Source organism: Neisseria sp. P0006.S009 (assembly GCF_051962915.1).
Classification (GTDB): domain Bacteria; phylum Pseudomonadota; class Gammaproteobacteria; order Burkholderiales; family Neisseriaceae; genus Neisseria; species Neisseria subflava_E.
The window spans coordinates 65,680-90,689 of sequence record NZ_JBQCUV010000003.1 but is presented as its reverse complement, the minus strand read 5'-3'; the positions used below and the strand labels follow the sequence as shown (position 1 = coordinate 90,689).

Sequence of the window (25,010 nt, the reverse complement as noted above, 5' to 3'; positions counted from 1 at the left end):
GATTAAAAACGATTCAGACGGCGTTTTCTCCAAAAACGGAAAAAGGCCGTCTGAAATAAAGTGCAGAATAAGCGGTTTACAAAGTGCCGTAAGAATGCAGGCCGCTCAAGAACATATTCACGCCGATAAAGGCAAAGGCGGTAATGACCAGACCGATGACTGCCCACCAAGCCAACACCCTGCCGCGCCAGCCTGCCACCAGCCGCAAATGCAACCAAACAGCGTAATTCAGCCAAACGATGAATGCCCAAGTTTCTTTCGGGTCCCAGCTCCAATAGCGACCCCACGCATCGGCCGCCCACAATGCGCCTAGAATGGTGGCAATCGTGAAGAACAGGAAACCGACGGCAATCGCTTTGTACATGACTTCTTCAATGACTTGCGAGTGTGGCAGCCATGATTTTTGGCCCGCATCTTCTTTTCTGAGCGCCAGCAGTTCGGCAATACCCAGCATGGCGGCGATACAGAATGCACCGTAGCCGATAAAGTTGGCCGGAACATGGATTTTCATCCACCAAGACTGCAAAGCCGGAATCAGCGGCTGAATGGCATGAGCCTCGCGTGAAACGCTGTACCATAAGACAAATCCGACCACAATTGCCATAAAGCTGAAGACGAAGCCACCCAGTTTTTGTACGGCAAAACGGCCTTCGTAATAGAGGTACATCAGTGCCGTAATGACCAAGAACAAGATGAATACTTCGTAAAGGTTGGAAACCGGAATATGACCGGCATCGGGACGCAGCAGATAGCTTTCATGCCAGCGTACCAGCAAACCGACAAAGCCCGCCATCGCGGAAACCCACGCAAACACGGTACCCATGCCCAAAAGCGTATTGGTCGGCACATTTTTGCGCACCGCCGCTATCGCGCCGACGATATAGGCAAACAAGGCAAAGAACACAAACGCGCATTGCCACATAATCGCCGACTGGCTGCTTAACAGGTATTTGAGCAGGAAGCCGTCTGCGCGTTTGATGTCGCCCCCATACAAATCAACGGCCAAATACGCCAAGCACACGCCCAAAGGGATAAACCAGCGCATCGGTTTGAAAAACCAACCCAGAAAAACGGCAATACCGGCACTCACCCACAAAATTACCATTTCGTAGATGTCCATATGCAGACCAGCCTGGGTTTGGGCAATAAACGCACCGACTGCAATCAGCAGCGCGAATGCCCAGTCGAAAAGGTTGAGGTTTCGGATAAATGATTTGTGTGTCAGAAGCTCATGCTCGGGCAAGGCCTGATGTTTGTTATTCATGGTTCAAATCCTTGGCAAGCTGCTGCAATTGCCGTGTGTGTTGCGGAAATTCTTTCTGCAAGTCGCGTTCGTTGCGGCTGGAAGACATGGCAAAACGGATACGGCCGTCTGAAAACAGCAGCCAAGCACGTTTTTCACGAATATAGAACATAAACACCGTACCCAACACCAGCAATACCGAACCCAAATACACCAAGAATGCGCCCGGCGAACGGGTCATCTGCAATCCGGAAGAGCGCACTTCGGAATAGCCGTCCAATTGCAGCAACATCGGCGCAGGATACTCGGTCAAACCGGTGTACGCGTCCATTGCATACAGCAGGAAGCGGTTGCGCTTTTCGTCTTGCGGCCAAGCCGGCAGATTGTATGTGCTGATCGTATCTTCCAAAGCGGCATTCATCACGCCATAGAGCATCTCGTAGAAATAGCCCTGCATTTTTTCCTGCTGATCTTTGGGAATGTTAGTGGTAACAAACTCGTCCAAAGCCAAATAGCCGCCTTTGGCAAAAATCGACAAAGTGTTTTCCGCCGCCGCCATAAATTGCTCGCGGATTTCGGCGGGGGCACCTTTGACGGCATTGGCAACGGTTTTACGGCGTGCCGTATCGTTTTTCAGATATTGGCGCAAAGCCATAAAGGTGTCGATTTGGCCGTTTTTATCCATCGGAATGCGCAACCAACGGTATTGCTGCGCCAAGCCGCTGCGCGTGCCGGTAATGAAGAAATAGTCTTCATCTTGTTTCAGCGGCAACATATAGTTTTTATATTCGACCGCCTGCCCCGCTTTGTCGCGGATGCGGTAAACGATAGACGGGCCGATATTGGTGTATTTTTTGTCTTCCTGACGGACGGAGCGAACATCGTTGAGGGCGGATTTCAGGTTTTGCTCTTTTTCAGACGGCTCGCTCATGTCTTCGACATTCATCGAAGTAAACTGGTCGAATTCCAGTTTATAAGAAGCCTTGCCCAAATCCAGCGGAAACTCGCGCATGGAAGTCGCTTTGAGTTTGACCGGAGTGCGGTCGGCATCGGCCAGATTCCACGCTTTAAACGTCAAATCCGAGCCGCCGTCGGCGAAACTTGCCTGATAAACCGTAATACCGTGCAGCGTCAAAGGATGGTTGACGCGGATGGTGTGTTCGCTGACTTTGCCGGTTGCCTTGTCCGTGACTTCCAAGTCGCTGGCGAAATCGCGCGGCATCCCGGTATCGTAAAAGTCGATATGGAATTTCTTCAATTTGACGGAAAACGGCAAGTCTTGCACCAGCATGCCGTTATCCGCATTCAGAAACACTACGTCCGCACTCTGCCCTTCTGAAATATTGACATTGCCCCTAAACGACAAATTGGACGCCCCCAACACACTTTCTGGCTTAAAGTCTTTGGCGTAAACCGCCGTATTGTCCGGCACGACCCGACCGGTGAGCATACCGATTTTCAGCAGGATGTTGCTGTCTATCAAACCACCCAAACAAATCACAATCAGCGCAGCATGGGCAAAGATATAGCCCCATTTGTTCATCGCGCCTTTTTTCGCCGCCACCAAAACCGAACCGTCTTCACGCGTAACGGTTTTGCAGCCGTAGCCCTGCACTTCCAAATAACGTTGCGCGACTTCGGGCGTTACCTGTCCGTCTAAAACGATGGAATGGCGCATTGCCGCCAGTGATTTTTCCTTCGCGTTTTCACGGAAGGAACGAATCTCGCGCAAAAACGGCGGAACATTGCGAATCAGGCACAATCCGGTGGAAATCACCAAAAACATCATGATGACAACGAACCACGCCGAGGCATACACGTCGTACAGGCCCAAAAAGCCGAAAATCTGCGACCAAAACGGGCCGAATTTCACCAAATAATCGACTTGTGGCTGATTTTGTTGCAAGACCGTACCGATAATCGAAGCCACGCCCAACAGGCTAAGCAGGGCAACGGCAAAGCGCATGGAGCTGAAAAAGGCAAACCATGGTCTACGGATAAGTGGGACGGATGATGAAGATTTACTCATGTCTCAAATGTCGGCTTGGGGCAACCCGATCGGTAGAACGGACTGCAATGACGTGTGATGCGAAAGGAAGAATACTGCATATTGTAGTAAAAATCTTTCTGTCGCTATTTGAAAAAAACAATCAGGCTTATCGGCCTATATTGGCTAAGGCCGTCTGAAGGGTTTTCAGACGGCCTGTATCAATAAGCTCGTTTCAAAACGAAATTAGTGCAAACCTTGGATGAAGTTGGCTACTGCGTTCAACTCTTCTTCGCTCAGACGGTTGGCAATATCGGCCATGATGGCGTTTTTGCGTTGGCCGGATTGGTAAGCTTTCATTTGCTCGACAACGTAAGCTTTGTGTTGGCCGCCCAGACGAGGATAGGCTTGGATTTCAGTACCGCCGCCAGGGATACCTGCGCCGCTAGGACCGTGGCAAGACATACATGCCGGCAGTTTTTTAGCGCTCAGGCCGCCGCGATAGATTTTCGCGCCCAGCTCTGGGTTTTCTTTAGGATTGGCTTCGCCCGGTTTGCCTTGTTGTTTAGCGTAGTAGGCGGCAGCGTCGCGGATGTCTTGTTCGGACAAGTTCATCACCATCGGTTTCATCACGCCGGCAGCACCGTGGGTACGGGTACCGTCTTTGATGGCCATGGTTTGACCGTAGGTGTAGGCCGCAGCCTGACCTGCCAGTTTAGGATAAGTTGCGATACCGCTGTTACCATCGGCTGCGTGACACGCCGCACAGATAGTAGTCGCTACCTGTTTGCCTTTTTCAGCATCTGCTTTAGGGGCAGCGGAAACCGCACCGGCAGCCAATACCAAGGCCAATAAAGTCAATCGTTTCATGGAGTGCTCCTGATTACAGCATTGCGTACCGCGTCAATGCCTTTTTTATACTCAAATACCGGGGAATTTTCCCGATTAAAACCGATAATTCTATAAACGTGCTATTCTATACCAAGTTTACATTAAATTACTACTCAAATTACCAAACTGCTGCAACATAAATGCCCGATACAAATTATGATGTTGCAGTTTTGTTTCCATGCAAGGAAATACTGATGAACCTTTTTCAAAACGCCAAATTCTTTACAACGGTCAACCATTTGAAAGACCTGCCCGACACGCCGGCCGAGATTGCCTTTGTTGGCCGAAGCAATGCCGGCAAATCTAGCGCCATCAATACTTTAACTAATCATGTGCGCCTTGCCTATGTTTCCAAAACACCGGGCCGCACCCAACACATCAATTTCTTTGAACTGGAAAACGGCAATTTCATGGTCGATTTGCCCGGCTACGGCTACGCGCAAGTACCGGAGGCCATCCGTGCGCACTGGGTCAAACTCTTGGGCGACTACCTGCAACAACGCCGCCAACTGATCGGCCTGATTTTGATTATGGACTCGCGCCATCCGCTCAAGGCTTTAGACATTCAGATGCTGGACTTCTTCCACATCACCGGCCGTCCTGTGCATATCCTGCTGTCAAAAGCAGACAAGCTGTCTAAAAACGACCAGATTAAAACTTTGGCAGCGGTAAAAAAATCACTCAAACCCTACACTGAGCGTCAAAAAATCAGCGTTCAACTGTTCTCCAGCCTGAAAAAACAAGGCATGGACGAAGTCAATCAAGTGGTCGGCTCATGGTTTGACGCGCATCGCGAAGAAATCAAGAATCTTGCAGGCGAAGCATCGCCTGAATGATTGTAAAACAAGGCGGAATAAGATAAGTTGACCAACCGCAAATCTTATTCCGTCATTTGGTTTCTCACCATCGCGTTTACCATTTAATCCGGGGCATGTCTCACACATGCCCTTTTTTCATCACGCTTTTTTGTTTTCACACGCAAACCACAATCCCCACCAAATATGCCATCACAACATATTAGCAAGGCCGTCTGAAAGCGCGGATTCGATCTCCATTATTATTTAAAGTGTTAATTTTAGTATTGCAACCCATTACACATCTTAGCGTTTTGCTCATGTTCAGCTAATTGTTGAGGCATAGAATACATTCATCGTTCAACAACACAGTAGGAAAGAAAATCATGAAACGCATTAACGCTTTTATTTCAAAAAAACTCATCATTGCCGGTATTATTGCTTCAAGTTTGGGCGTTGCCGGTGCGGCAGGTACCATGGCTTTCAAAGAAGGTATGTTCGCAAAGGTTTCCGGCCAGCAAGCAGCCGCAGCAGCGGTAGCAGAAGTGGGCGGCGTCGTTAAAGATGTCGATTACAAATACAAACAACATTTGGGCGGCCGTTACAAAGTAGAAATCTTGAAAGACGGCGTCGAATACGAAGCTTTGGTTGATGCTCAAAACGGCAAAGTATTGGCAGTAGCACAAGATGACGATCAGGACAAACGACACTTTGGTAAACATGATAAGCATCATAAACATGACAATGCCGAGCCCTCTTCATCGCAAAATACAGATTATCAGGCTCCTGCCGATGCTGCACCTGGCACACCTGAAAATGCAACCGCTTCCGAGGTAACACAATCTTAATTTAAACTTTAAAAAAGCCAATGCCGTCTGAAACTTTCAGACGGCATTGGCTTTAATGCAGCATTGTTTGAAACACAGCTCCTATCAAGCCCAATCATTTTCAGACGGCCTTTGCACCATCTTCGCCGTCTATCCAACCTGCTTCTTTCAATTTCCTCTGTTGCGCATCATATCGGGCTTTTTCCACCCAATACATTGTCTGGATACAGGCATCGCCGCATTCGCTGCCGCAACATTCCCACGACTCAGGACGGACGGGTTCGTCTAAAAGCGGTTCGCCCAAGATGGCTTCGGCTTTATTCTTCAGGGTCGTATCCATCGGCAATTTCCAAGCGTGCGCCGTCAAATTCAATCACTTCGCCGCCACGTATTTTGGCGGTTTTACGGGTTTCGGTTTCGCCGTTGCGCAACACCAGCCCTTCGGCGATAAATGCTTTTGCCTGTCCGCCGCTTTCGGCAAGGCCGGCCAGTTTCAACAGGTCGCACAAAGCGATGTATTCATTGTCTTCAAGATAGACTGTTGCTTCCATCATTCAATCCTTTCCAATAATGGCGATATTTTAACATGGCCGTCTGAAAGAAAGCCCCCTTCTGTTTTATTTGCTTTATCCAAACCCATTACATTTGGTTTTCAGACGGCCTTTAGCTGCCAACCCTGCTACAATACGCCTTTTATTGTTCACGCCGATTTTGCCATGACCGAGCCGACCTATATCCCCCTGCGCCTGCATACCGAATTCTCGATTACCGACGGTATGGTGCGGATTAAAAAACTGATTGCCAAAGCGCAGGAATACGGTTTGCCTGCTTTGGGCATCAGCGATTTGATGAACGAATTCGGTTTGGTGAAATTCTATAAAGCCTGCCGCGGCGCAGGGATTAAGCCCATCGGCGCGGCGGATGTGTGGATAGGTAATCCGAATGCGCCTGACAAGCCGTTTCGCGCCATGCTGATTATCCGCAACGATGCGGGCTATCTGCGCTTGAGCGAGCTTTTGACGGAGGCTTATGTCGGCAAAGACCGCAATATTCATCATGCGGAACTCAATCCCGAATGGCTGGAAAACGGCGACAACAGCGGCTTGATTTGTTTGAGTGGCGCGCATTACGGCGAAGTAGGCGTAAATCTGTTGAACGGCAATGAAGACGCGGCGCGTGCGGCGGCGTTGAAATATGCGGAGTGGTTTCCCGATGCGTTTTATTTAGAGCTGCAACGCCTGCCCGAACGCCCTGAATGGGAGGCTTGCGTTTCAGGCAGCGTGAAACTGGCGGAAGAATTGGGCTTGCCGGTGGTGGCAACGCATCCAACACAGTTTATGAGCCGCGACGATTTCAACGCACACGAGGCGCGGGTGTGCATCGCAGGCGGCTGGGTATTGACGGACAAAAAACGTCCGCGCGATTTCACGCCGAGCCAGTTTTTCATTCCACCGGAAACCATGGCCGAACGTTTCTCCGATTTGCCTGAAGCCTTGGAAAACACGGTAGAAATTGCCAAACGCTGTAATCTGCACATCACATTGGGCAAAAACTTCCTGCCGCTCTTCCCTACCCCGGACGGCCTGTCGCTGGATGATTATTTGGTGAAACTGTCCAACGAGGGTTTGCAGGAACGCATGGTTCAGCTTTATCCCGACGAGGCAGAGCGTGCGGCAAAAATGCCGGAATATCAGGAACGTTTGGATTTTGAGCTGAACATCATTATCCAGATGAAATTCCCCGGCTATTTCCTTATCGTACAAGACTTTATCAACTGGGCGAAAACGCATGGCTGTCCGGTCGGGCCGGGCCGTGGTTCGGGTGCAGGCTCGCTGGTGGCGTATTCGCTGAAGATTACCGACCTCGACCCGTTGAAATACGCGCTGCTGTTCGAGCGTTTCTTGAACCCTGAACGCGTCTCCATGCCTGACTTTGACGTGGACTTCTGTCAGGCAAACCGCGGCCGCGTGATTGAATATGTGCGCGAGAAATACGGCGCGGATGCGGTAAGCCAGATTGTTACCTTCGGCACGATGTCGTCCAAAGCGGTGATTCGCGACGTCGGACGCGTGCTGGAACTGCCGTTTATGCTGTGCGACAAACTGTCCAAGCTGATTCCGTTGGAAGCCAACAAACCCCTGAGTTTGGAAAAAGCCATGGAGGCCGAGCCGCAGATTCAGGAATTAATTGAAGCAGAAGAAGCGGACGAACTCATTACGCTGGCGAAAAAGTTGGAAGACCTGACGCGCGGTTTGGGTATGCACGCGGGCGGCGTGTTGATTGCGCCAGGCAAGATTTCCGATTACAGCCCCGTGTATCAGGCGGACGAATCCGCCTCGCCCGTATCCATGTACGACAAGGGCGACGTGGAAGACGTGGGTTTGGTGAAGTTCGACTTTTTGGGTCTCCGCAACTTGACCATTATCGAAATGGCGCAGAACAACATCAAAAACACCACCGGCGATATCGTCGATGTCGGCAAGATTCCGCTTGACGATCAGGCTGCCTACCAAATCTTCCGCGATACGAACACCACCGCCGTCTTCCAGTTCGAGTCGACCGGTATGAAAAAAATGCTGAAAACAGCGCACACGACCAAGTTTGAAGAACTCATCGCCTTCGTGTCGCTCTACCGCCCCGGCCCGATGGACAACATCCCAGACTTCGTCGCGCGTATGAAGGGTCAGGAATTCCAATACATCCACCCGCTGCTCGAAGGTATCCTCGCGCCGACCTACGGCATTATGGTGTATCAAGAACAAGTGATGCAGGCGGCGCAAATTATCGGCGGCTACTCGCTCGGCGGCGCGGACTTGCTGCGTCGCGCCATGGGTAAGAAAAAACCCGAAGAAATGGTGAAACACCGAGAAATCTTCGCCGAAGGCGCGGCAAAACAAGGCATTTCTCGCGAAAAATCCGACGAAATCTTCAACTACATGGAAAAATTTGCCGGCTACGGTTTCAACAAATCCCACGCCGCCGCCTACGCCCTGATTTCCTACCAGACCGCATGGCTCAAAGCCCACTATCCCGCCGAATTTATGGCGGCGACTATGTCGTCTGAATTGGACAATACCGACCAGCTCAAGCATTTCTACGACGACTGCCGCGCCAACGGCATCGAGTTCCTGCCGCCCGACATCAACGAATCCGACTACCGCTTCACGCCGTATCCGAACATGAAAATCCGCTACGCACTCGGCGCGATTAAAGGCACGGGCGAAGCCGCCGTCGAATCCATCATCGCCGCGCGGCAAAGCGGCGGCAAGTTTACCGGCCTCTTGGACTTCTGCGAGCGCGTTGGCAAAGAACACATGAACCGCCGCACCCTCGAAGCCCTGATACGCGGCGGCGCGTTCGACAGCATCGAACCCAACCGCGCCATGCTCTTGGCGAACATTGACCTTGCCATGAACAACGCCGACCAAAAAGCCGCCAACGCCAATCAGGGCGGACTTTTCGACATGATGGAAGACGCCATCGAACCGGTGCTGCTCGTTGACGTGCCCATGTGGAGCGAGTCAGAAAAACTCGCCGAAGAAAAAACCGTCATCGGCTTTTATCTGTCCGGACACCCGTTCGGCCCATATGCCCAAGAAGTCCGCCAAATCGCCCCGACCAAGTTAGGCCGTCTGAAACCGCAAGACAGCGTGCGCCTCGCCGGGTTCGTGACCGCCGTGCGCACCATGATGGGCAAGCGCGGCAAAATCGCCTTCGTCAGCCTTGAAGATTTGAGCGGTCTGGTGGAAATCATGGTCAGCGGCCACACGCTGGAAAACTGCGCCGACTACCTCAAATCCGACCAAGTGCTGATTATCGAATCCAAAGTCAGCCGCGACGACTACGGCGGTGGCGACGGGTTGCGCATCATGGCCAACCAAGTCATGACCCTGCAAATGGCGCGCGAACGCTACGCCCGCAGCCTCAGCCTCGCCCTCGCCCCCGGCCACGACATCGTACACCTCGCCGCCATCCTCACCGCCCACCGCCTGCCCGACACGTCGCACATCCCACTGCAACTGTCGTACAGCAACGGCAAAGCATCGGGCAAATTGAAAATTGCGCCAAAATGGATGGTGACACCAAGCACCGTCTTGTTTGACGAACTGGAAACATTGCTCGGCAGCAGGGCCGTCCGCGTGAATTGGTAACACTAAAGGCCGTCTGAAACTATACGTTCAGACGGCCTTTAGTTTAAAAAGCGCTTTAAAAACATAAATCAAATACGGATTCAGGCTTTCAGACGGCCTTATTGGATAGAGTGGTTATCTGAAAAGTTTATTGTACAAAGCCTTTGGCCAATAGGGAAAGGTAGCCCACAATAAAGGGGAACGACAATGCCGAAACAATACCCAGCACCCAGTAAATACATTGGTTCAGTACAGTTTTTGAGGCGGTAAGCCGCAGCAGTTTGAAATACAGAGAGAACCAGACGGATGATAAGGCAATAATCAGCAAAAAGCTGACTAGGGAGAAGGAACCGGAGAAAGCATATCCCAGCATTGTCCCTATCGCGGCATAAAGCATGCTTGCACCTAGCGCCCATTTCCAGATGGGATAAAGCCTATCGGGGAAATTCAGTGTTCCGGAGGCTTGGAGCCTGCCGAATACCAATACAAATATGATGTCAAACATAATAATGGCTGTTTTAGTGTAGGGTACGACAATATATATGAAAAGGGGGGTGAAAATACACCCCCTTTTCCTACAGATGCCCCATATCAAAGGCCGTCTGAAAAACAGTTTTATTTAACGATTTCAACCGGGCCATGGTCGTCGCAGTGATCGCCGTGTTGGTGATGCAGACGGCCGTTGACAATGTAGTCAACGTGATCGCCATGCGGTACGGCTTCGTGGCCGCAACCTTCGCCGTGAACGTGGCCTTGGCAGGTGTCAACCGGATGGCAGCCGTCAGGGTTGGTTTCATTGACGCTCAGGGCGTGCTCGTCGTAGTGGCCGTTGTGCTCATGGTGCAGGTGGCCGTCGTGCAGATAATCGACGTGGCCTTCGTGTTTGATGGCAGTGTGGCCGCAGTTTGCGCCGTGGACGTGGTCATGATGTTCGTGGGTTTTGCAGGTCATTTTTTCTCTCCTAATGTTCAGTGAATAGCAATCTTTCGCGATTGATTCTTTCATCTTATCTTTTTTTGATGCAAACGTAAAAAATTTTACAGTTATTAATATATTGTTACGATATATCATCTGTTGATATATAAGCCTATTTTATTTTTCAGACGGCCTTTCATCTATAATTCATTTATTTTCAGCGAGAACTTCAAACCCTTCCGGCAATGTAAAATATCGAATTTTTCAGCCGTAACAGGTAACATGGAAACAAAGGGATGGGTTCTTCAAACAAACAGGTACTGCAATGGGAAAACAAGCCAGACTTTATATGGTTCGCAGCACGCAAGGTGCGCTTTATGATGTATTTTTTGAACGCGGTGTGGCGGCATTGGCCTGGCCCATGCTGGCCGAAGCGGCGGCAAAAGGTTTTGGCCGTGAGGAACTGACGGATATTTACCGTTCAGCCGTGCCGGATGTGAAATTGAGAACGGCGCAATCGGGTGCGGCTCAGATGTGGCGGTTTGTCAACGAGTTGGCCGATGGAGATGCCGTATTGACCTACTCGCCTACCCTGCGCCGTTATCGGGTTGGCAGGATTACGGGCGGCGCGGTACATTGTCCGCAATGGGACGATGAAAAAATGTCGCTAGTGCGGCCGGTTGAGTGGCTGGGCGAAGTGTGCCGTGATGATTTGAGTGCGGCTACGCAACGGGCTTTGGGCAGCGTGGCAACTTTGTTTGCGGTATCGGAAGCGTGTGCGTCAGAAATTTTTGAACGCGTGGGTTTTCAGACGGCCTAAGAAGGGAAAGGAAACAGGATTATGTGGAACACCATGCATGAATGGCTGAACGCTTTGCCTGTCAGTGAAGAAATCATTAAATCGGCATTGATGTCGGTATTGATGATTGTGGCCGTCATTGCAGGGCGCAGCATTTTGCTCTCGGCACATTTTCGCAGCCATCCGGATTTGAGCATTGAAAACAAACGCCGCTCGCTGGTGTTCAGCCGCAACGTGACCATGTTGCTGATCCTGCTCGGGCTGGCAATGATTTGGGCGGCGCAGATTCAAACTTTGGCGTTATCGATGTTTGCGGTAGCCGCAGCGATTGTGGTGGCGACCAAAGAATTGATTATGTGTTTGTCCGGCAGCATCCTGCGCTCGGTAACCAAACAATATTCCATCGGCGACTACATCGAAATCAACGGCCTGCGCGGACGGGTGGTCGATATCAATATGCTGAACACGCTGATGATGCAAATCGGCCCTAATCCGTTGATCGGCCAACTTTCCGGCAAAACGCTCTCGTTTCCCAACAGCCTGCTTTTGAGCCATACCGTGCGCCGCGACAATATTTTGGGCAATTATGTGATTCATACGGTTGAAATCCCCGTGCCGATTCATTTGGATTCGGACGAAATCATAGGCCGTCTGAAAGCCGTTCTTGAGCCATTGTGCGCGGCCTATGTTCCCGTTATCCAACAATATTTGGAAAACGTTCAAGCGCAAAAACTCTTTATTACCCCCGCCGCCCAGCCGCGCGTGTCCCGCGTGCCGCATGATGACAAGGTGTACCACATCATCGTACGCTTCGCCTCCCCCGTTTCCAAACGGCTGGAAATACAACAGGCCGTCTTAGACGAATTTTTGCGCACGCAATACCGACTGATCAACCAAACAAAATAGTACGGTTTGTTTATTGATACAATCAAATCCCTTACAATAATGAAGTTCACAATCAACAATAAGGAAAAGTCATGTTGCCCGAATCAGCCCTTGCCGAAATGTATCCCGTCATTATGACCCCCAGCCATGACGGCAAATATTTCCACAACTACACCCTCTCGCTTCTGAACATCGTCCACACCAACGCCTCCCTCGGCCTGCCGCTGCAAGTAATGATGCAGCGCGGCGAAAGCCTGATTACGCGCGCGCGCAACAACTGCGTGGCCAAATTTTTGGAAAACAAAGAATGGACGCATTTATTCTGGATTGACTCCGACATCGGCTTCTCTCCCGACTCATTCTACCGTCTGCTTTTGGCAGACAAAGACGTTGTAGCAGGCATTTATCCGCTCAAACGCGACAACTGGCCTGAAGAAGGCGTTCCGGCCGGCACGACCCAAGCCGACTTCGAGCGCATGTACACTTCTTATACCGTCAACACCAGCGAAAAAAATGAAAACGGTGAAATCGTATTGAAAGTCGATGAAGACGGTTTTATGAAAGTTCATGATGCGCCAACCGGCTTCATGGTTATCAAGCGCAGCGTATTTGAAAAAATGATGGCAGCCTACCCCGAGTTGAACTACATCTCCGACAGCGACTACAACAGAGAAGACAAAGGACTGCACTACCGCTTCTTCGACTGCATGGTCGATCCTGAAAGCAAACGCTATCTGTCCGAAGACTACACCTTCTGCCACCTCTGGCGTCAAATCGGCGGAGAAGTGTACGTCGACGTACAATCCAACCTGACCCACCAAGGTGCAAAAGTGTATCGCGGCTCGTTTGCCGAATCCCTGCAAACCAATGTTGCCAATGCCGTATTTGCCCCGAAAGGCACACCAATGCGCCTCGAGCTGGCTGCGCCATTGCACGCCAATCCGCGCGGCGCAGAATAAAATTGGTCGACAGGCAGACAAGACACTTTAATTCTATCTGTCTGCCACCATATAACGCCTATCGTTTTCTTTTCAGACGGCCACAAGGCCGTCTGAATCCATCTTATTCAGGAGAAACCATATGAGCGACAACGTCCTGCTCCACTTGGGCGAAGAACCCCGTTTCGACCAAATCAAAACCGAAGACATCAAACCCGCCCTGCAAACCGCCATTGCCGAAGCGCGCGAACAAATCGCCGCCATCAAAGCGCAAACGCACACCGACTGGGCCAACACCGTCGAAAAACTGACTGACATTACCGAACGCGTCGGCCGCATTTGGAGCGTGGTTTCCCATCTCAATTCCGTGGTCGATACGCCCGAGCTGCGTGCCGTATACAACGAATTGATGCCTGAAATTACCATTTTCTTCACCGAAATCGGTCAAGACATTGAGTTGTACAACCGCTTCAAAATCATCAAAAATTCTGCCGAATTCGACACCCTCTCCCCAGCGCAGCAAACCAAGCTCAACCACGACTTGCGCGATTTCGTCCTCAGCGGTGCCGAATTGCCGCCCGAACAGCAGGCAGAACTGGCGCAACTGCAAACCGAAGGCGCGCAACTGGGTGCCAAATTCGCACAAAACATCCAAGACGCAACCGATGCTTTCGGCATTTACTTTGACGATGCCGCGCCGCTTGCCGGCATCCCCGAAGACTCCATCGCCATGTTTGCCGCCGCCGCGCAAAGCGAAGGCAAAACAGGCTACAAAATCGGCCTGCAGATTCCGCACTACCTCGCCGTTATCCAATACGCCGACAACCGCGAACTGCGCGAACAAATCTACCGCGCCTACGTTACCCGTGCCAGCGAATTGTCTGACGAAGGCAAATTCGACAACACGGCCAACGTCGAACAAACGCTTGCAAACGCGCTGAAAACCGCCAAACTGCTCGGCTTCAAAAACTACGCCGAGCTGTCGCTGGCAACCAAAATGGCGGATACGCCCGAACAGGTTCTAAACTTCCTGCACGACCTTGCCCGCCGCGCCAAACCGTTTGCCGAAAAAGACTTTGCCGAAATCAAAGCCTTTGCACGCGAGAGCCTGAATATCGAAGATCCGCAATCTTGGGATTTGAGCTACGCCGCCGAAAAACTGCGCCAAGCCAAATACGCCTTCAGCGAAACCGAAGTGAAAAAATACTTCCCTATCAGCAAAGTATTGGCAGGCCTGTTTGCCCAAATCAAAAAACTCTACGGCATCGAGCTGGCTGAAAAAACCGTCCCCGTTTGGCACAAAGACGTACGCTATTTCGAGCTGAAACAAGACGGCCAAACCATCGGCGGCGTTTACATGGACTTGTACGCACGAGAAGGAAAACGTGGCGGCGCATGGATGGACGGCTACAAAAGCCGCCGCCGTTTCACCGACGGTACGCTGCAACTGCCGACCGCCTACCTCGTCTGCAACTTCACCCCGCCGGTCGGCGACAAAGAAGCGCGTTTGAGCCACGACGAAATCATCACCCTCTTCCACGAAACCGGCCACGGCCTGCACCACTTGTTGACCCAAGTTGACGAAGTGGGCGTATCCGGCATCAACGGCGTCGAATGGGACGCGGTCGAGCTGCCCAGCCAATTCATGGAAAACTTCGTTTGGGAATACGACGTATTGGCGCAAATGTCCTCGCACGAAGAAACCGGCGCGGTATTGCCGAAAGAGCTGTTCGACAAAATGCACGCGGCTAAAAACTTCCAACGCGGTATGTTCCTCGTCCGTCAAATGGAATTTGCCCTCTTCGACATGGAAATCTACCATCAGGAAGATGAAGGCCGTCTGAAAGAATGGCCGCAAATCTTGGACAAAGTGCGTCAAGAAGTCGCTGTAACCCAACCGCCGGCATACAACCGCTTTGCCTTGAGCTTCAGCCACATCTTCGCCGGCGGCTACTCCGCAGGCTATTACAGCTACGCATGGGCGGAAGTTTTGAGTGCAGACGCTTACGCCGCTTTTGAAGAAAGCGACGACGTTGCCGAAACCGGCCGCCGCTTCTGGAAAGAAATACTGGCCGTCGGCGGTTCGCGCAGCGCAGCAGAATCCTTCAAAGCCTTCCGCGGCCGCGAACCAAGCTTGGATGCCCTGCTCCGCCACAGCGGTTTCGACAACGCAGTTTGATTTGAAAATCCGCCGTTTTAATTGCTGATTCAACGCTAAAGGCCATCTGAAATGTTTCAGACGGCCTTTTTATAATCAATTCAATATTTTCAGCAAAACAAATAAAACCATTCAGCCGATAAAACTACCCGGCGCGGAACGCTGCAACGGTTGCCAAGCTCAATATTTTCCCAATGCAGACAAGCCGCCCATAAAAACAGGGCATGTTCCCATGCCCTATCATTTGAATTTCAGACGACCTTTCGGTTGTCAAAACTTATTAGGAACAATGAGCAAGCACTGTCCCTAACAAGACATCGAGAAAACAGAAGTCCGCATTTCAAACTCCTATCTTCCTCCTACCCATCGCTAAAATTAGTTTTTGCCCTTTTTATCGCCGGCATTCAAGCGCATATTGATAAACTCCATCATCAAATCTTTTTTCGTCCAGAAAAAGGTTTTCATTTTTTCCAAAGAATAGATTTTCCGAATCATCGCCGGCAATCCTGCATGAACGATGGCCGCGACTTCGCCATTGGTTGTTTCGTTGTCCATGGCGGCTTTGAGGTTTAGATTATGCGTATTCAGGTAGTCGCAAAGCGCTTTCCTGACGCTGTTGCTGATTTCGAATTGTTTCATGTTTTCCGTCCATAATGTTTTTATAATTAAATAGCATAGGATTTTAACAATTTTTTTGCATCGTGCATATCCCAACTTGCATATTGTTGCGGAATTTACAATTTGGTTTTTGGGTAAAATCGTACCTGCAACACATTGTTGCGGCGCACTAAATCGGCTTGTTTTGACTATTTTGTTTCGGCTCGGGCCGTATTGCGGATAAAATAATGGTTTTAGGTTTTGAGGCCGTCTGAAATGTATTTGTGGTTTAAGCTGCTGCATGTGTTTTTTGTAATTTCTTGGTTTGCGGGACTGTTTTATCTGCCACGGATTTATGTGAATCTGGCGCAATTAGAGCCCGGCAGCGTGGAATATGTACGGCTGACGGATATGTCGCGGCGGCTGTACCGCTTTATGTCGCCTTTGGGCTGGGGAACGCTGATATTCGGCGCGGCCATCGGGTTTGTAAATAATTGGTGGGGCAACGGCTGGCTGGCGGTTAAATTATTGTGCGGCCTGCTGCTCTTGGCTTACCAGCTTTATTGCGGCCTGCTGCTGCGCCGTTTTCAAAACGGCAGCAATATGTATTCGCACCGCTGGTATCGGGTATTCAACGAACTCCCTGTATTGATGATGGTGGCTGCGCTTTATATGGTGGTTTTCAAGCCGTTTTGATCTTCAGACGGCCTGTTTGGTAAATAAGGAAAGAATTCATGACGGTCGAAATCGAACGCCGCTTTTTGCTGGCGGATGACAGTTGGCGCGAAGTGGCAAGCGAGCCGCTGGTGTTGCAACAGGGCTATTTGAGCGTGGAAAAAGAGCGCACCATCCGCGTGCGGATTATCGGTTCGCAAGCCTGGCTGACCCTGAAAGGCTATATTTCCGATATGACGCGCAGCGAGTTTGAATACGAAATCCCGCTGGCTCACGCGCAGGCGATGATGGCGGATATGTGCCCGTTTAAAATGGAAAAATACCGCTATCGGGTCGAATTTGAAGGCTTTGTGTATGAAATAGACGAATATTTCGGCGACAATGCGCCATTGATTGTGGCGGAAATCGAATTGCCGTCTGAAGATACCGAGTTCCCCAAACCGTCTTGGTTGGGCAAGGAAATCACGTCAGACGGTAAGTTCACCAATGCGTATTTGAGCAAACATCCGTATTCGTCTTGGACGGAATAACGAGTACAACCCACATACAAAAAAGGCATGTATCGCACATGCCTTTTTTCTTTTCAGACGGCCTGATTTGCCTTACCGATATTTGAATTAAGCTGCTTTCGACATACTGTTTCAAATATCGGGCAAGCCCGTGTGTTTTATCCGTGGAACCTTACGCCGGACGGCAGGCCACCATGTAGTTGACTTCGGTCGAGTCACACAGGGAATAACGGCCGCTCAACAAATTGTAGGTCATGCCCTTGCTGCCGACGGTATCCAATCCGGCTTGGCGGCACATACGCGCGAGTTCTGCCGGCGTGATGAATTTTTTCCAGTCATGCGTGCCTTTGGGGACGAATTTCAACAGATATTCTGCGCCGACAATCAGATGCAGATAAGATTTGGGATTGCGGTTGATGGTGGAGAAAAACACCATGCCGTCGGGTTTGACCAGTTTCGCGCAAGCCTGAACGATGGCAGACGGATCGGGAACGTGTTCCATCATTTCCATACACGTTACCACGTCGAAACTGTGCGGCTGCTCGGCGGCGAGGTCTTCGACGCGGATGCAGCGGTAATCGATATTGGCAACATGTTGAGCGGCCGCATGGGCAGCGGCGGTTTGCAGGGATTTTTCCGCCATATCGATACCGGTAACGTGTTCTGCGCCGCGTTTGGCCATGCTTTCCGACAAAATACCGCCGCCGCAGCCTACATCCAGCACGCGTTTGCCTGCCAATCCGGCATAGCCGTCGATATAGTCGAGGCGTAAGGGGTTGATGTCATGCAGGGGCTTGAATTCGCCGTTTTTATCCCACCATTTATCGGCGATTTGGCTGAACTTGGCGATTTCGCCGGCATCTACGTTGTCGTGTTGATTGTTCATGGTTTGCTCCTGCATAAAATCATTCGTCTGATTTTAGCCGATTGTGCTTCAAAATAAAATGTTTCAGACGGCCTTTGCCTGTTTATCGGCCCTATTTTAACTTTCATCCGTCTGCCCATAAAAAACGCACTTTGTGGCAAGGTGCGTTTCAATCTGCATGATTTAGAATTTAGCGCCGGATTCGTTGGCCATGTAGTCAACTGCGGCTTTCACTTCGTCGTCGCTTAAGCTGCCGTTGCCGCCTTTGGCAGGCATGGAATTAAAGCCTTCGAGGGCGTGTTTGTGCAAGGTGTCTTTGCCTTGTTTAATGCGAGGCGCCCAGTCTTCTTTTTTGCCTACGGCCGGAGCGCCGGGAATCAAGCCGCTGTGGCATGCTTTACAGTTCGCTTCAAAAACAGCTTTGCCGTCCACTTTGGCGGATTCGGCAGGCTTGGCTTCAGCGGCAGGCGCTTCGGCTTTCTCTTCGGGCTTGGCGGCCTCTTCAGGTTTGGCGGCTTCCTCTGCTTTGCTGGCAGCGGCTTCAACCTTATCAGCTGCTTCTTGAGCGGCGGATGCAGTCGCATCGGCAGCAGAAGCGGCTTCGGTTTTAACTTCAGATGCAACGGCTTGAGCAGCCTCTTGAGTCTCCTGTTTAGCCTCTTGGGAACAAGCTGTCAAACCAGCCATCATCATTACGGCAATCAGTAATTTGTTCATGTTCTGTCTTTCGTTAGTTTTAGTTTAAATCACTGTTTTATATAAACAGCTCAAAAATTCTAGCATAGAAACTAATACTTTCGACCTACACTATAATAAATATTGGTATAAATCAGATTTTGTCTCAAAAACAGGAAAAATATATTGACACCACCTCTCTACTCGGATAGAAATTCACCCCATTTGTCATGAAGCGCGATAACTTTCATTTTATTGTTCAAGCGGTTACTCATTTTATTTTCAAAGTTTCCTTTAGAATTCAAATTCTTACCGACTTCTCCATGAGTAGCGTCAACCTGAAAGCCATCCCCATCCCAAACAGGCCGTCTGAACCCCGATCAGGTTTCAGACGGCCTTTTTGAATCATGTTAATAAACATTTGCCGCTTGCCTATGCAAAACACACCAGCAGGCTTACCTATTTATGTGGTTATTCATATCACGACTACAAGTTAATCCATTGCTGCCATTAGTCTTTTGCCAATGTTTCAGCTTCAGCCCACAAGCCCCGTTTCTGCTCCGCCGTCAATTTCTTAATGCCGATTTCCCGCTTCAGCGCTTCACTTTTATTCAAGCCGTCTGAAACGATGCGCATCTCGACAGGCTTGTTCAAACGCGTGTATTTCGCGCCTTTTCCTGACAAGTGCGCCGCAAATCGCTCTTGAGGACGGTTGCTGATGCCGCAATAAAACGCGCCGTTTTCGCACAAAATCAGGTAAACGCTCCAATTTTCCGCGTTCATAAATCCCCTTCCTTGGCAAAACTCTCGGTAAAAATGCGCACGGCAGCCTCGGTTTTGGCAGACTGCACACGATAAGGCGTTACCAAATAAAGGCTGACCGGCGGCAATGTCCATTCAGGCAAAACCGCTTTCAGACGGCCTTGTGCAATTTTCTCCCTCACTTCGCCGCCCACTTGTAAAGACAAACCGAAACCGCTTTCGGTCAGACTACACACAGCGGCAAGATGCGTACAGGCAATGCTGTCGGCGATATCGAGAAAATAGCTTTCGCTACCATTTTGCAAGGTCGTGCGGACAGGTAAAAAATGTAGCCAGCGGTGCGCATGAAGCTGAGAGGGATGGGTAATGGGCGGATGCCGGTCGAGATAATCGGGTGCGGCGCAAATCATGTACGGCCAAGTCACGAGATGGCGCGCAACCAAGTTGGGATCGTCCAAAGCACGGTCGCCGCCGCGTATGGCGATGTCGGTCTGATTGTGTTGCAGGTCGTCCAAAGTATCGCTGAAATTAAGGACAGGACGGATTTTAGGGAACTCGGTTTGCAATCGTGAAAAGGCCGTCTGAAAAGCGCGGGAACCGATGACGCAGGAAGTCAGGGAAATGCGCAATTCGCCGACGGGTTCGGTCTTCAGATTGTCGATAACGGTACGCGTATCAGCAAGGGTGGCGGCTAGACGGCGGCAGTATTCGCCCAAGGCACGGCCGGCATCGGTAGGCGCAAGGCTGCGCGTACTGCGGTTTAACAGCTTGATGCCGTGCAGGGTTTCGAGGCGGTTGATGTGCTGGCTGACGGCAGACGGCGTCATGCCCAACACGGCAGCAGCGGCGTTCATGCTGCCGTGTTCGAGGACGGTAGCGAAAACAAGCAGGGGTTTGATGTCTTGCATGATGTTTACTTTACTGAAATTGGTGTTTTCAGACGGCCTGTTAGGAATACTGCGGATTATATAGCGCGGATGAAAAATCGGCGCGGAACTGATTGGGCGGTTGAATAATATTTATTTATAGCCATTTGCATATTTACCCTTTTTAAGGTATACCGCCTACTGATGTTTATATTTTAAAAGGATGATTAAATGGCTGATTTCGACACATCTAACCCTTACAGACCCAAAGGACTACTGCAGCGTCTGATGCGATTTTTAGGTCTTGGTTATTCTGCCGAAGATGAATATGTATATGAACGTTTGGCAGCTTTAGATTTGAATACAACGGTTTATGCCGACTTATTCTTCAATAAAACAGATGAATTTTTGATTTTGACTTCAGATTTCGACCCTGAAATGGGGACATTTAAGATTAATGCAGGCATAGGTGGAGGCAAAAAACAATTCCAAGGCAAAAGCTGCCCAATTTTGGGCTATATCCATGTGGGAAACGGTACATTCATGGATCAACCCATATACAATCTGACCTGGGCAGAAGATGATGCAAACAACCCCTTTAAAAACTGCTTATTTCAGACACTCAAACCACTGACTATATACCGTACCCGTAGCAAGTTAGGCATGGATTGGGAGCCATTCGGAAGTGATTGGTTAGGCAATATACTTTTAGTTGAAGTACTTGAAACTGACGCACACAATCAAAAATTGGAAAACTTACGCCGAGAATATCTGAAGCAACATTCAGATTAAACACATTTATGGGCACTTTCGAGGCATCTTCAAAATGGGCAGGGCTGCCTGTGAAATTATCTTTGAACGCAGACGGCAAAAAACCGGCAAGCAGGGCGCTCAAACGCCTAACGGAAGCATTTGCACAACAGGCGCAACTCTATTCCACCTTAAACGCATACCTGCTCGAACATATCCGTAAACACAACGGCATCCGCACCAAAAACGAATTTTTTGCCAATCCGCATCCGACAGCGGAAAGCTTCCTTCAAGATTTAAAGCCGAAAGCATTGAATTTTGTCGATCAGAATCTCTATATCGTGTTTTACAATGATGACGATGCATTGATACCCGACGATGAATACTATTTTTATGTTTCATTTGATACAAAGGGTAACATTACCGGCATCACTTTCTGACACTAACAACAGGCCGTCTGAAGCTTAACCTCGTTTCAGACGGCCTTTTTCTATCTATTATTTAGTTCAACTTCACAATCATAACAGTAAATCAGGGATTATCAAGCATTTCAGACGGCCTTACAATGCACTCATCTAATCAATCGAATCCCAACAAGGAGTCAAACATGAAAATCGCAGTTATCGGTGCAACTGGTTATGTCGGCAACGCAGTCGTTCAAGAATTGGCAGACCGCGGTCATGAAGTAACCGCTTTTGCTCGCAACACAGACAAAGTTTTCCAAGCGCAAAATGTTGCCGCAGTCTCTGCAGATGTCAACGCAGCAGATTTTGCCGACAAACTGGCCGGTTTTGATGCCGTGGTCAGCGCGTTCAACCCGGGCTGGACCAATCCCAACATCGGCGCGGATTTCACACGCGGCGCAAACAGCATCGTCGAAGCGGCAAAAGCAGCGCAAGTGCCTTATTTGTTGGTCGTCGGCGGCGCGGGCAGCCTGTATGTGGCACCCGGTTTGCAAGTTATCGATACGCCCGACTTCCCGAAAGAAATTTTCGACGGCGCCAATGCCGCACGCCATCTCTTGGCAGAACTCCTGCCGCGCCGCGACGTGAACTGGTCTTTCGTTTCCCCTCCGGCACGACTGGGCGCGGACGGCGGTTTCAGCGAAGACAAAACCGGCAAATACCGCTTGGGTAAAGACGATTTGCTGATGGACGGTAAAATTCCGGCAGGCATCAGCGTGGCCGATTTGGCAGTCGCCATCGCCGACGATGTGGAAAACAAAGCGCATTTGTTTGAACGTTTTACCGTCGCCGCTGTTTAATCATCTTAATTTAAAGGCCGTCTGAAACTAAAAGTTTCAGACGGCCTTTGCATGCGCTCATCTCATCAATCGAATCTCAACAAGAAGTCACACATGAAAATCGCAGTGATTGGTGCAACAGCTTATGTCGGCAACGCAAGCAAAGTTTTCCAAGTGCAAAATATTGTCGTCGTCTCCACATACGAATAAAATCTGTCGGCAATTTATATCAAAATTACAAAAATATTTTGAACAAAGTGAAGGAACTGTACCAGAGTAGTAAGGAGCCCATCCTGAAAAGATATAGATCATAAATTGCATATTGTGAGCAACAATCCGCTCCGCTACCGATCTTTTCTCACGCAAGCGCTGATGGTTAAGATGATCTGAAAGCATCTCTCTAATTTTTCAGACGGCCTCAATTTTCCCTGTACTCTATTTCAAGGAGTTTTCATGACACCTCAAACTGTCTTAGATTTCTGGTTTACCGAAGAAAACCACCCTTTCCAATTTGCCCGCAACAATGGATTCGATGCCCAAATTCGCGCTCAATTTTTCGATATCTGGCAGCAGGCAGCTCGCGGCGAACTTTCACACTGGCGCGATACTCTGCAAGGCAGGCTCGCCGAAATCATTATTCTTGACCAATTCTCGCGCAATCTGTTCCGCGACAGCCCTCAAGCGTTTGCCCAAGATACTGCTGCACTCATTCTTGCCCAAGAAGCCGTTCGCCAACCCGGCTTCGCCGACCTCCTTCCGCATGAACGCCATTTCATGCTGATGCCGTTGATGCACAGCGAAAGCCAAGTTATCCATGAACAAGCCGTACCGCTGTTTGAACGCTATACCAATGAAAACGCATTGGCCTTTGAAATCAAACACAAAGTCATCATCGACCACTTCGGACGCTATCCGCACCGTAACGCCGTATTGGGGCGTAAAACCACGGAAGAAGAAGCAGAATTTCTGAAGCAGGAAGGTTCATCATTTTAATTCCATCAAAGTCAAAGGCCGTCTGAAACCGAAATCAAGGTTTTCAGACGGCCTGCATCATCGTGAAATCACTATATAATACCGTCTATTAAATTCCAGATACGAGCCAACCATGTCCGTAACCCAACCCACCATCGCCGCCATCGCCACCGCACCCGGACGTGGCGGCGTCGGCGTGATCCGTCTTTCCGGCAAAAACCTGCTGCCTTTGGCGCAAACCCTCAGCGGCGGCAAAACGCCCAAACCGCGCACCGCGCTTTACACCGACTTTCTCGGCGGCGACGGACAGCCGATAGACAACGGCATCCTGCTCTACTTCGCCGCTCCCGCCAGCTTTACCGGCGAAGACGTGATTGAATTGCAGGGGCACGGCGGCCCTGTCGTGATGGACATGTTGCTCTCGCGCTGCCTCGAACTGGGCGCGCGCATGGCGGAGCCGGGCGAATTTACCAAACGCGCCTTCCTCAACAACAAACTCGACCTTGCCCAAGCCGAAAGCGTCGCCGACCTCATCGATGCCTCCAGCAAGTCCGCCGCACGCATGGCGTTGCGTTCGCTCAAAGGCGCGTTTTCCCGACACATACACGAGCTGGTGGACGACCTTATTACTTTGCGGATGCTGGTTGAAGCCACGCTCGACTTCCCCGAAGAAGACATCGACTTTCTCGAAGCCGCCGACGCGCGCGGCAAGCTCCAAGCCCTGCAAGGCCGTCTGAAAACCGTGCTTGCCAGTGCGGAACAAGGCGCGATTTTGCGCGAAGGCATGAACGTCGTCCTCGTCGGTGCGCCCAACGTCGGCAAATCCAGCCTGCTCAACGCCTTGGCGGGCGACGACATCGCCATCGTAACCGACATCGCCGGCACCACCCGCGACACCGTGCGCGAACAAATTACCCTCGACGGCGTACCCGTTCACATCATCGACACTGCCGGCCTGCGCGAAACCGACGACGTGGTCGAACAAATCGGCATCGAGCGCAGCCGAAAAGCCGTCTCCGAAGCCGATGTCGCCCTGATTCTGATTGACCCGCGCGAAGGCGTGAACGCCAAAACCCAAGCCATTTTGAACAGCCTGCCCGAAGGTTTGAAAAAAATCGAAATCCACAACAAAGCCGACCTGACCGGCGAACCTGTCGCCGTCCGTTCAGACGGCCTTGCGCAAACCGGCGCGGAAAGCGTTATCAGCCTGTCTGCCAAAACCGGCGCTGGTCTCGATTTGCTCAAACACGCCCTATTGCAGGAAGTTGGCTGGCAGGGCGAAAGCGAAAGCCTGTTCCTCGCCCGCAGCCGCCACCTCAACGCCTTGCACGAAGCCGAAGCCGAGCTGGAAAACGCCGCCCTCTGCGACAACAACCAAATCGAGCTTTTCGCTGAACACCTGCGCCTCGCCCAAAACGCCTGCAGCGAAATCACCGGCGAATTTACCGCCGACGATTTGCTGGGCGTGATTTTCTCGCGCTTCTGTATCGGCAAATAAAACGGTTTGCCATCAAATACAAAGGCCGTCT

The 25,010-nt window shown here is 50.6% G+C and carries 26 protein-coding genes; 14 read left to right on the top strand and 12 right to left on the bottom strand.

Going from position 1 to position 25,010, the window contains the following annotated elements:
- Window positions 1-76 precede the first annotated feature (76 nt).
- The 3 genes from ccsB to ACTHTK_RS06495 form a co-directional block, all read right to left on the bottom strand.
- Window positions 77-1,264 (bottom strand): c-type cytochrome biogenesis protein CcsB, encoded by a 1,188-nt coding sequence (gene ccsB, locus ACTHTK_RS06505; RefSeq protein ID WP_107724016.1) that lies wholly within the window; start codon window positions 1,262-1,264, stop codon window positions 77-79.
- Window positions 1,257-3,209, bottom strand: a complete 1,953-nt coding sequence (locus ACTHTK_RS06500; protein WP_440378569.1) for a cytochrome c biogenesis protein ResB — start codon at window positions 3,207-3,209, stop codon at window positions 1,257-1,259. Before ACTHTK_RS06500 ends, ccsB begins: the two co-directional genes overlap by 8 nt.
- A gap of 267 nt (window positions 3,210-3,476) precedes the next feature.
- Window positions 3,477-4,100 (bottom strand): c-type cytochrome, encoded by a 624-nt coding sequence (locus tag ACTHTK_RS06495; RefSeq protein WP_003684518.1) that lies wholly within the window; start codon window positions 4,098-4,100, stop codon window positions 3,477-3,479.
- A gap of 215 nt (window positions 4,101-4,315) precedes the next feature.
- Between ACTHTK_RS06495 and yihA the strand changes: the two genes are divergently transcribed.
- Window positions 4,316-4,957 (top strand): ribosome biogenesis GTP-binding protein YihA/YsxC, encoded by a 642-nt coding sequence (yihA, locus tag ACTHTK_RS06490; RefSeq protein ID WP_070503975.1) that lies wholly within the window; start codon window positions 4,316-4,318, stop codon window positions 4,955-4,957.
- Window positions 4,958-5,301: 344 nt separating this feature from the next.
- Complete coding sequence (locus tag ACTHTK_RS06485; protein WP_234394609.1) at window positions 5,302-5,763, top strand: PepSY domain-containing protein; 462 nt, start codon at window positions 5,302-5,304, stop codon at window positions 5,761-5,763.
- A gap of 100 nt (window positions 5,764-5,863) precedes the next feature.
- On the opposite strand, the gene ACTHTK_RS06480 is transcribed toward ACTHTK_RS06485, so the two are convergent.
- Window positions 5,864-6,082, bottom strand: a complete 219-nt coding sequence (locus ACTHTK_RS06480; RefSeq protein ID WP_070503978.1) for a hypothetical protein — start codon at window positions 6,080-6,082, stop codon at window positions 5,864-5,866.
- The gene (locus ACTHTK_RS06475) at window positions 6,060-6,293 is read right to left on the bottom strand and encodes an RNA-binding S4 domain-containing protein (protein WP_002221492.1); all 234 of its coding nucleotides are present in this window, start codon (window positions 6,291-6,293) and stop codon (window positions 6,060-6,062) included. Before ACTHTK_RS06475 ends, ACTHTK_RS06480 begins: the two co-directional genes overlap by 23 nt.
- A 165-nt stretch (window positions 6,294-6,458) precedes the next feature.
- Between ACTHTK_RS06475 and dnaE the strand changes: the two genes are divergently transcribed.
- Window positions 6,459-9,893, top strand: a complete 3,435-nt coding sequence (gene dnaE, locus ACTHTK_RS06470) for a DNA polymerase III subunit alpha (protein WP_440378520.1) — start codon at window positions 6,459-6,461, stop codon at window positions 9,891-9,893.
- Window positions 9,894-10,020: 127 nt separating this feature from the next.
- On the opposite strand, the gene ACTHTK_RS06465 is transcribed toward dnaE, so the two are convergent.
- Both ACTHTK_RS06465 and ACTHTK_RS06460 read right to left on the bottom strand, forming a co-directional pair.
- On the bottom strand, window positions 10,021-10,377 hold the full coding sequence (locus ACTHTK_RS06465) for a hypothetical protein (protein ID WP_107724013.1): 357 nt from the start codon (window positions 10,375-10,377) through the stop codon (window positions 10,021-10,023).
- A gap of 110 nt (window positions 10,378-10,487) precedes the next feature.
- A complete protein-coding gene (locus tag ACTHTK_RS06460) occupies window positions 10,488-10,823 on the bottom strand; it encodes a hypothetical protein (RefSeq protein ID WP_107724012.1) in 336 nt (111 codons plus the stop codon).
- A gap of 289 nt (window positions 10,824-11,112) precedes the next feature.
- Between ACTHTK_RS06460 and ACTHTK_RS06455 the strand changes: the two genes are divergently transcribed.
- From ACTHTK_RS06455 to ACTHTK_RS06440, 4 genes are all read left to right on the top strand, one after another.
- On the top strand, window positions 11,113-11,607 hold the full coding sequence (locus ACTHTK_RS06455; protein WP_440378519.1) for a restriction endonuclease: 495 nt from the start codon (window positions 11,113-11,115) through the stop codon (window positions 11,605-11,607).
- Between the two features lie 21 nt (window positions 11,608-11,628).
- Window positions 11,629-12,492: a mechanosensitive ion channel family protein gene (locus ACTHTK_RS06450; protein WP_004520900.1), complete on the top strand. Its 864-nt coding sequence runs from the start codon at window positions 11,629-11,631 to the stop codon at window positions 12,490-12,492.
- A 71-nt stretch (window positions 12,493-12,563) separates the two neighbouring features.
- Window positions 12,564-13,430, top strand: coding sequence for a hypothetical protein (locus ACTHTK_RS06445; RefSeq protein ID WP_107724009.1), 867 nt, complete (start codon window positions 12,564-12,566; stop codon window positions 13,428-13,430).
- Window positions 13,431-13,551: 121 nt separating this feature from the next.
- Window positions 13,552-15,588, top strand: a complete 2,037-nt coding sequence (locus ACTHTK_RS06440) for a M3 family metallopeptidase (protein WP_440378518.1) — start codon at window positions 13,552-13,554, stop codon at window positions 15,586-15,588.
- A gap of 354 nt (window positions 15,589-15,942) precedes the next feature.
- Here the strand turns inward: ACTHTK_RS06440 and ACTHTK_RS06435 are convergent, their stop codons facing one another.
- Window positions 15,943-16,206, bottom strand: a complete 264-nt coding sequence (locus tag ACTHTK_RS06435; RefSeq protein WP_107724007.1) for a hypothetical protein — start codon at window positions 16,204-16,206, stop codon at window positions 15,943-15,945.
- A gap of 234 nt (window positions 16,207-16,440) precedes the next feature.
- Here ACTHTK_RS06435 and ACTHTK_RS06430 point away from each other — a divergent pair, with 234 nt between their 5' ends.
- Window positions 16,441-16,860, top strand: coding sequence for a CopD family protein (locus ACTHTK_RS06430; RefSeq protein ID WP_049328323.1), 420 nt, complete (start codon window positions 16,441-16,443; stop codon window positions 16,858-16,860).
- Window positions 16,861-16,898: 38 nt separating this feature from the next.
- Entirely contained in the window at window positions 16,899-17,369 is a 471-nt protein-coding gene (locus tag ACTHTK_RS06425; RefSeq protein WP_107724006.1) for a CYTH domain-containing protein, read from the top strand.
- Between the two features lie 151 nt (window positions 17,370-17,520).
- Here the strand turns inward: ACTHTK_RS06425 and ubiG are convergent, their stop codons facing one another.
- The 4 genes from ubiG to ACTHTK_RS06405 form a co-directional block, all read right to left on the bottom strand.
- A complete protein-coding gene (ubiG, locus tag ACTHTK_RS06420) occupies window positions 17,521-18,249 on the bottom strand; it encodes a bifunctional 2-polyprenyl-6-hydroxyphenol methylase/3-demethylubiquinol 3-O-methyltransferase UbiG (protein ID WP_107724005.1) in 729 nt (242 codons plus the stop codon).
- Window positions 18,250-18,396: 147 nt separating this feature from the next.
- Window positions 18,397-18,930 carry a c-type cytochrome gene (locus ACTHTK_RS06415; protein ID WP_070649437.1) on the bottom strand — a complete coding sequence of 178 codons (534 nt, stop codon included), beginning with the start codon at window positions 18,928-18,930 and terminating at the stop codon, window positions 18,397-18,399.
- A 468-nt stretch (window positions 18,931-19,398) separates the two neighbouring features.
- Window positions 19,399-19,671 carry a GIY-YIG nuclease family protein gene (locus ACTHTK_RS06410; RefSeq protein ID WP_107724004.1) on the bottom strand — a complete coding sequence of 91 codons (273 nt, stop codon included), beginning with the start codon at window positions 19,669-19,671 and terminating at the stop codon, window positions 19,399-19,401.
- Window positions 19,668-20,558 carry a LysR family transcriptional regulator gene (locus ACTHTK_RS06405; RefSeq protein WP_107724003.1) on the bottom strand — a complete coding sequence of 297 codons (891 nt, stop codon included), beginning with the start codon at window positions 20,556-20,558 and terminating at the stop codon, window positions 19,668-19,670. Before ACTHTK_RS06405 ends, ACTHTK_RS06410 begins: the two co-directional genes overlap by 4 nt.
- A 189-nt stretch (window positions 20,559-20,747) precedes the next feature.
- Here ACTHTK_RS06405 and ACTHTK_RS06400 point away from each other — a divergent pair, with 189 nt between their 5' ends.
- The 5 genes from ACTHTK_RS06400 (at window position 20,748) to mnmE (ending at window position 24,979) form a co-directional block, all read left to right on the top strand.
- Window positions 20,748-21,308, top strand: a complete 561-nt coding sequence (locus tag ACTHTK_RS06400) for a DUF7021 domain-containing protein (protein ID WP_234394608.1) — start codon at window positions 20,748-20,750, stop codon at window positions 21,306-21,308.
- A gap of 8 nt (window positions 21,309-21,316) precedes the next feature.
- Entirely contained in the window at window positions 21,317-21,706 is a 390-nt protein-coding gene (locus ACTHTK_RS06395; protein WP_234394607.1) for a hypothetical protein, read from the top strand.
- Window positions 21,707-21,873: 167 nt separating this feature from the next.
- Window positions 21,874-22,530 (top strand): NAD(P)-dependent oxidoreductase, encoded by a 657-nt coding sequence (locus ACTHTK_RS06390; protein WP_107724002.1) that lies wholly within the window; start codon window positions 21,874-21,876, stop codon window positions 22,528-22,530.
- Window positions 22,531-22,962: 432 nt separating this feature from the next.
- Complete coding sequence (locus ACTHTK_RS06385) at window positions 22,963-23,502, top strand: DUF924 family protein (protein WP_004520918.1); 540 nt, start codon at window positions 22,963-22,965, stop codon at window positions 23,500-23,502.
- A gap of 112 nt (window positions 23,503-23,614) precedes the next feature.
- Window positions 23,615-24,979, top strand: a complete 1,365-nt coding sequence (gene mnmE, locus ACTHTK_RS06380) for a tRNA uridine-5-carboxymethylaminomethyl(34) synthesis GTPase MnmE (RefSeq protein ID WP_107724001.1) — start codon at window positions 23,615-23,617, stop codon at window positions 24,977-24,979.
- The last annotated feature ends 31 nt before the right edge of the window (window positions 24,980-25,010 follow it).